The sequence below is a fragment of the Chelatococcus albus genome (assembly GCF_030067675.1).
Taxonomy (GTDB): Bacteria; Pseudomonadota; Alphaproteobacteria; order Rhizobiales; family Beijerinckiaceae; genus Chelatococcus_A; species Chelatococcus_A albus.
Map to the genome: position 1 here is coordinate 298,321 of NZ_JASJEV010000005.1, position 6,516 is coordinate 304,836.

The 6,516-nt window shown below is 70.5% G+C and carries 5 protein-coding genes; 3 read left to right on the plus strand and 2 right to left on the minus strand.

Annotation, left to right across the window (positions count from 1 at the left end; all coding sequences use genetic code 11):
* The first annotated feature begins 34 nt into the window (after nucleotides 1-34).
* Both metC and QNA08_RS10515 read left to right on the plus strand, forming a co-directional pair.
* Nucleotides 35-1,201 carry a cystathionine beta-lyase gene (gene metC, locus QNA08_RS10510; protein ID WP_283740642.1) on the plus strand — a complete coding sequence of 389 codons (1,167 nt, stop codon included), beginning with the start codon at nucleotides 35-37 and terminating at the stop codon, nucleotides 1,199-1,201.
* 39 nt (nucleotides 1,202-1,240) lie between these two features.
* Nucleotides 1,241-2,260, plus strand: a complete 1,020-nt coding sequence (locus tag QNA08_RS10515; RefSeq protein ID WP_283740643.1) for an amino acid ABC transporter substrate-binding protein — start codon at nucleotides 1,241-1,243, stop codon at nucleotides 2,258-2,260.
* 97 nt (nucleotides 2,261-2,357) lie between these two features.
* Here the strand turns inward: QNA08_RS10515 and QNA08_RS10520 are convergent, their stop codons facing one another.
* Nucleotides 2,358-2,735 (minus strand): c-type cytochrome, encoded by a 378-nt coding sequence (locus tag QNA08_RS10520; RefSeq protein ID WP_283740671.1) that lies wholly within the window; start codon nucleotides 2,733-2,735, stop codon nucleotides 2,358-2,360.
* A gap of 85 nt (nucleotides 2,736-2,820) precedes the next feature.
* Nucleotides 2,821-5,199, minus strand: a complete 2,379-nt coding sequence (locus QNA08_RS10525) for a heavy metal translocating P-type ATPase (RefSeq protein ID WP_283740644.1) — start codon at nucleotides 5,197-5,199, stop codon at nucleotides 2,821-2,823.
* 70 nt (nucleotides 5,200-5,269) lie between these two features.
* Between QNA08_RS10525 and QNA08_RS10530 the strand changes: the two genes are divergently transcribed.
* A complete protein-coding gene (locus tag QNA08_RS10530) occupies nucleotides 5,270-5,710 on the plus strand; it encodes a MerR family transcriptional regulator (RefSeq protein ID WP_422679896.1) in 441 nt (146 codons plus the stop codon).
* Nucleotides 5,711-6,516 lie beyond the last annotated feature (806 nt).

Below are 6,516 nucleotides of genomic sequence, written 5' to 3' on the forward strand. Positions count from 1 at the left end.
CTGCTCGGGACCGGAAACCAACCCACGGCCCCTCATGCGCGACGCGACCCGCTGCGTACAGGCACCGGCCATCGACGCGGACGGCTTCGCGAGCCTCACCGTGCCGGTGCAGCGCGCCTCCACGATCACCTTTCCCGATGCCCCGAGCTTCGCCCGCCGCCACGAGCGCGGGCACGACGGCTACACCTACGGCCTCTACGGCACGCCGACGACGCGCGCGCTGGAAGCCCAGATTGCCATGCTCGAAGGCGCGGCGGGTGTGGCATTGACGCCTTCGGGCCAGGCGGCTGTGACGACCACCATGCTCGCGCTGCTCAAGCCGGGCGACCACCTGCTCATTCCCGACTCCGTCTATCCGCCGGTGCGCGCCTTCGCCGACGGCTTCCTCGCCGCGCTCGGGGTGCGTACCACCTATTACGATCCGCTGATCGGCGCCGGCATCACCGCGTTCATCGAGGCGGCGACGCGCCTCGTCTGGGTGGAGTCGCCCGGGTCGGGAACCTTCGAGGTCCAGGACGTGCCGGCCATCGTGGCGGCGGCCCACGCCCGCGGCCTGCTCGTTGCCTGCGACAACAGCTGGGCGACACCCCTCCTCTTCCGCCCGCTGGCCGCCGGCGCCGACCTCTCCATCCTCGCCGTCACGAAATATCTCTCGGGCCACTCCGACCTGCTCATGGGCTCCATCGCGGCGCCCGACAAGGCGCTCCTCCACCGCGTGAAGGATACGACGCGCATCCTCGGCCTCGGCGTCTCGCCCGACGACTGCTCTCTCGCGCTCCGCGGTCTGCAGACGCTGGCGGTGCGGCTGCGCCACGTCGGCGCGGCCGCCATCGACCTGGCGCTGTGGCTGGAGCGCCAGCGCGACGTCGAGCGTGTGCTGCACCCGGCCTTGCCGGGTTGCCCGGGCCATCCCGTCTGGGAGCGCGACTTCAAGGGAGCGAGCGGCGTCTTCGCTGTCGTGCTCGCGCCGGCCGTCACACCCCGCCTCGATGCCGCGCTCGGACGGCTCGACATCTTCCGCATCGGCGCGAGCTGGGGCGGCACGCACAGCCTCATCGCGCCGATGGACGTGAGTGGGCAGCGCACCGTCGTGCCATGGACGGAGAGGGGGCCGCTCCTGCGCCTCTCCATCGGCCTCGAGGACCCGGAAGACCTCAAGGCGGACCTTGCACGCTTCCTCGCGGCCCTGACGAGCGACTGACGACAACAGCCGAGCAACGAGACAACCCGAGGAAACGCCATGCTGAAACCGCTTCTCGCCCTGCTTGCCACGCTTTCGCTCATGGGGGCCGCGTCGACGGCGGACGCCCAGACGACGCTCCAGAAGATCCGCGAGCGCGGCGCCGTGCGCTGCGGCGCGAGCCAGGGAGTGGCCGGCTTCTCCATCCCCGACGACAAGGGTGTGTGGTCGGGCTTCGACATCGACTTCTGCCGGGCACTGGCGGCGGCGATCTTCGACGATCCGGACAAGACCCAGTTCGTACCCCTGTCGAGCAAGGACAGGCTCACCGCCCTCCAGGCTGGCGAGATCGACGTCCTGTCGCGCACCACGAGCTGGACCCTGCAGCGCGACGTGGCCCTCGGCCTCAACTTCACGGCGGTCGCCTACTACGACGGCCAGGGCTTCATGGTGCGCAAGTCGCTCGGCGTAAAATCAGCGAAGGAACTCGACGGCGCCACGGTCTGCATCTCGCAGGGCACGACCAACGAGCTCAACGCCGCCGATTTCTTCCGCAAGAACAAGATGAAGCTGGAGGTGGTGACCTTCCAGGAGGTTGTCGAGACGGTAAAGGCCTTCGAGGCCGGCCGTTGCGACGTCTACACCACCGACAGTTCGGCCCTCTTCGCCAACCGCCTGAAGCTCGCCAAGCCTGACGACTATCTCGTCCTGCCCGAGGTCATCTCCAAGGAGCCGCTGGGCCCCTGGGTCCGCCAGGGCGACGACCAGTGGTTCGACATCGTGCGCTGGACGCTGTTCGTGCTCGTGGGTGCCGAGGAACTCGGCGTCACGCGCGGCAATGCCGACGCCATGCGCGAGTCGGACACTCCGGAGGTTCGCCGCCTCCTCGGCGTCGAGGGCAACTTCGGCGAGGCGCTCGGCCTCACCAGGGACTGGGGCCATCGCATCATCCGCCGGGTCGGGAACTACGGCGAGATCTTCGAGCGCAACCTCGGGAAGGGCACGCGCCTCGCCATCCCGCGCGGCTACAACGAACTCTGGACCAGGGGCGGCCTGCAATATGCCCCGCCGGTACGCTGAGGGCGATGCCGTCAGCAACCCTTCGCGACCAGGATCTCGCGATCACGCCACTGCCGCGCGGATCGCCCGCGCGGCTGTCCATCGACGGATAGGGCGATCACTTCTTCTTGCCGTCGGCATCGAACTGCTTGAGATAGGCGACGACGTCGTCAATCTCCTTGTCGGTCTTGAGACCGGCGAAGACCATCTTCGTTCCGGGGATCTTGGCTTTCGGATCCTTGATGTAGTCCTTGAAGGTCGCCTCGTCCCAGGTCAGCCCGGAGTTCTTGTTGGCCTCCGAATAGCTGTAGCCCTCGACGTTGCCCGCCTTGCGGCCGAAGAGGCCGTTGAGCTTCGGTCCCACCACATTCTTCGCGCTCTCGCCCACCTGGTGGCAGGCCCGGCACTTGAGGAACACCTTCTCGCCCGCTGCCGCATCCCCCTCGGCCCGGGCCGCCGTGGCGAGCGCCGCAATCGCAAGGCCGGCAATCCACATCCGTCGCATTCTCGATGGCTCCCTCGATCGTTAAGAGCCGATCCCGCCTGCGGGACCGGCTCTCGCGGCGCCAGACTGGAGCGAGTCACGCCGCCGAGGAATGCGGCAATTTGATACCGGCCTGCCCTTCGGGCGACCGCTGCCACACACCGTCGCGCCGACCGAAGCGCAACAGGCGCAAGGCATTGGCCGTGACGATGACGGTCGCGCCCGTATCCGCGAGGATCGCCATCCACAGGCCCGTCACGCCGGCTACGCTCGTCACCAGGAAGACCAACTTCAGGCCAAGCGCGACGACGATGTTCTCGCGCACGTTCGCCATGGTCGCCCGCGCGAGCCGCAGCAGGCGCGGGACATCGGCGACACGGCTGCACATGAGGGCCGCGTCGGCCGTCTCCAGCGCCACGTCCGTTCCCGAGCCCATGGCGACGCCGATGGTCGCGGCGGCGAGCGCGGGGGCGTCGTTGATGCCGTCGCCGACCATCGCCACCACGCGCGTCTCGGCGAGGCGGCGCACCTGCGCCACCTTGTCGTCCGGCATGAGCTCGCCCTCAGCCCGCAGGCCGAGCGCTCCGCCGATGGCGCTGGCCGTGCGGGTGTTGTCGCCGGACAGCATCACCGCATCGACGCCGAGGGCGGCAAGCTCGGCAATGGCGCCACGCGCGTCGGGCCGCGGTTCATCGCGCAGGGCGATGAGCGCCGTCACCGCGCCATCGACCACCAGCACGGACAAAGTCTTGCCCTCGCCCTCCAGGCGCTCCGCCGCCGCGGCCACCGGGCCGTCGAACGGCGCGCGCTCGGCCGCATGGCGCGGCGAGCCGAGGAACACCCGCACGCCCCCGACGTCGCCCTCGATGCCCTTGCCGGGCAGCGCAACGATCGCGGAGGCGGACTCGAGGTCGACCGCTGCATCACCGGCCCGCTGCAGGATCGCCGCGGCGATCGGATGGCTGGACCCGTTCTCGACCGACGCAGCAAGCGCCAGGGCCTCGGCCTCGGAGCGCCCGAAGGTGACGATGTCGGTGACGCGCGGCCGGCCTTCGGTCAGCGTACCGGTCTTGTCGAAGGCGACGAGCGAGATGCGCGCCGCCTGCTCCAGCACGACGCCGCCCTTCAGCAGAAGCCCGGAGCGCGCACCCGCGGACAGGGCAGAAGCGATGGAGGCCGGCACCGAGATGACGAGCGCGCAGGGGCAGCCGATGAGAAGCAGTGCCAGCGCCCGGTAGGTCCAGGTGCCCCATTCCCCTCCCAAGGCGAGCGGCGGCAGGACGGCGACGAGCACGGCTGCACAGGCGATCATCGGCATGTACCAGCGCGAGAACCCGTCGATGAAGCGTTCCGTCGGCGCGCGGGCCTCCTGCGCCTCCTCCACCAGGCTGATGATGCGCGCGATCGTGTTGTCGGCCGCGGCCTTCTCGACGACGACACGCAGCACCCCGTCCTTGTTGATGGAGCCGGCGAAGACGGCGTCGCCCACGCCCTTGGCCTTGGGCACGGATTCGCCCGTCACCGGCGCTTCGTCCACGCTGGAGGCACCTTCGACGACACTGCCGTCCGCCGGAATGCGATCGCCGGCGCGCACCAGGACGGTCTGGCCGACGACGAGCATCGCCGCCTCGATCTCGTGCGTCGTTCCGTTCTCCTCGACGAGCGCCGTCTTCGGCACGAGAGCGGCGAGCGCGCTTATGCTCGCGCGGGCGCGCCGCGCGGCGACACCCTCCAGGAGCTCGCCCACGGCGAAGAGGAAGACCACCAGCGCCGCTTCCTCGACGGCGCCGATGACGAGCGCGCCCGCGACCGCGATCGTCATCAGGAGTTCCATGGTGAAGGGCACGTGTGCCCGAAGCGCCGCGAGCGCGCGCCGCGCCACCGGCGCGGCCGCGATCAGCGCCGCGGCGCCGAAGGCCCAGGCCGACGCCTGCGGCACGGTGAACTCCGACAGGAAGGCGATGCCGAGCAGCGCTCCGGACAGCAGGACGAGACGTCCCTTGGCGGTCTGCCACCAGCGCCGGACTTCTCCGGCCGCCGCGCGCGCCGGCCGCTCGCCCCCCTCCACCGCCCCGATCACGGGCGAGGAGACCGCCACCACGCGGGCGGCCTGAGCCTGCCCATGATCGTGTGTGCAGCCGGCGCCGTGGTCGTGTCCGTGGTCATGGCCGGGCCCGCGGCCGCACAGGTCGACCTCGTGCGCGGCCTCGGACGGCGCGTCCTGCGCGCGCTGGAGCCGAGTCGGTACATAGCCGAGCGCCCTGACCTGCCTTTCGATGGCCTCGGCGCTCGCTCCGTCGCCGGCGCGCAGCGACAGCGTCTCGCTCGTATAGGTGACGCGCACCGCGCTGACTCCGGGCAGGCGCTCGAGGGCGCCGCGGATCTTGCCGGCGCAGCTCGGGCAATCCATGCCCTCGATCTTCCAGGCGAGATCGCGCACTTGCGGCGCGCGGGCGGGCCGGACGATGGCGGTCATCTGCTTGCTCCTCTGTCGACCGCTACCTACATAGGACCTGAAGTCGCTAGAGGTTCAAGAGGGTATTCGCATGCGCGCCGATCTCGCCGAACGCCTGCTGCCGATCGGCCGTCTGGCCGAGGCCACGGGCTGCAAGATCGAGACGATCCGCTACTACGAGCAGATCGGACTCCTGCCCGAAGGCGAGCGCACGAGCGGCAACCAGCGCCGCTACACCCGCCGGCATCTGCAGATCCTGAGCTTCATCCGCCATGCGCGCGACCTCGGCTTCTCCGTCGACGCGATCCGCGACCTTCTCAAGCTCAGCGCCGATCCGGCGCGCCCCTGCGCCGAGGCGGATGCCATCGCCGCCGCCCATCTCGCGGACGTGCGAGCCAAGATCGCCCGTTTGAGGAACCTGGAACAGGAGCTCGAACGCATGACGCGACTGCATTGTTCGGGCGCCATCGCCGATTGCCGGGTCATCGAGGTCCTGGCCGACCACGGCAAGTGCATGCACGACAGTCACTGACAAGGACCGGATGGCGCCTGGCTCGGCCGGCGCCGGTCACGCGGCGACGAGGGAGCCTCGCCCGCCTCTCCACGACCGCACCCGCCCCGGAGCCGAGGGCGGAGACCTTCCCGCCAGGGAGGATCGATCATCACCCGGCGTCTTGCGCGCCACGGCTGTCCAGCGCACGATCGGCGGGCTGGGCGGCATCCGCGAGATGAGCCGGCGCGGCCGCAGGCCCCTCCGGTACCCAGGCCGCGACCTCGCCGCCGCAGGCGAGACAACGCAGGTTCAGATCGGCCGGAGCGCGCCCGTTCAACAGCACTTCGAGCAGGACGTGGGCGCGCCTGCCGCAGCCGCGGCACTCGGTATTGAGCGGAGTTGCGTGGCGAGGTCCGCCACCCGCGAGCGCGCGTCGTTGCGGAAGGGAAGCCTTGCCGCAGGTCCCGTCCGCGGCCCACGCGGCATGGCCGCTCCGGGCGTGCAAGGAGATTTGTCGCATCATCGTCGCGTCCGGTTGCGCTCGAGCCGCATGGTTCCCGAAGGGCTGCCCCCGATCGGCCCACCGGGACGGCAGGGCCCAGGAGCGGGTGGCGCGGAGCCTTCCGCGCCGCCTGGTCGTGTGACAAGGAGCGGGACGGCGCCCTCCCCTGCGCCCTCCCTGCCAGAGCGGGTCGTGCGAGGGAGCGCGTCGCGGCTCCTCCGCACGTTACGCGCCATGGCCGCTGCCAGCCAGCCGCGCGGGACAGGTCAGGCCGCCTTGCGCGAGGACGGGGCCTGGGCAGTCTGTGGCGGCGCGGCCTCATTCTCGCCCGCCCGATCGAGCT

What these genes read in the sequence shown, in the direction of transcription:
- metC (WP_283740642.1), top strand. Translation starts at nt 35, where the DNA reads ATGCGCGACGCGACCCGCTGCGTACAGGCACCGGCCATCGACGCGGAC.
- QNA08_RS10515 (WP_283740643.1), top strand. Translation starts at nt 1,241, where the DNA reads ATGCTGAAACCGCTTCTCGCCCTGCTTGCCACGCTTTCGCTCATGGGG.
- QNA08_RS10520 (WP_283740671.1), bottom strand. Translation starts at nt 2,735, where the DNA reads ATGTGGATTGCCGGCCTTGCGATTGCGGCGCTCGCCACGGCGGCCCGG.
- QNA08_RS10525 (WP_283740644.1), bottom strand. Translation starts at nt 5,199, where the DNA reads ATGACCGCCATCGTCCGGCCCGCCCGCGCGCCGCAAGTGCGCGATCTC.
- QNA08_RS10530 (WP_422679896.1), top strand. Translation starts at nt 5,270, where the DNA reads ATGCGCGCCGATCTCGCCGAACGCCTGCTGCCGATCGGCCGTCTGGCC.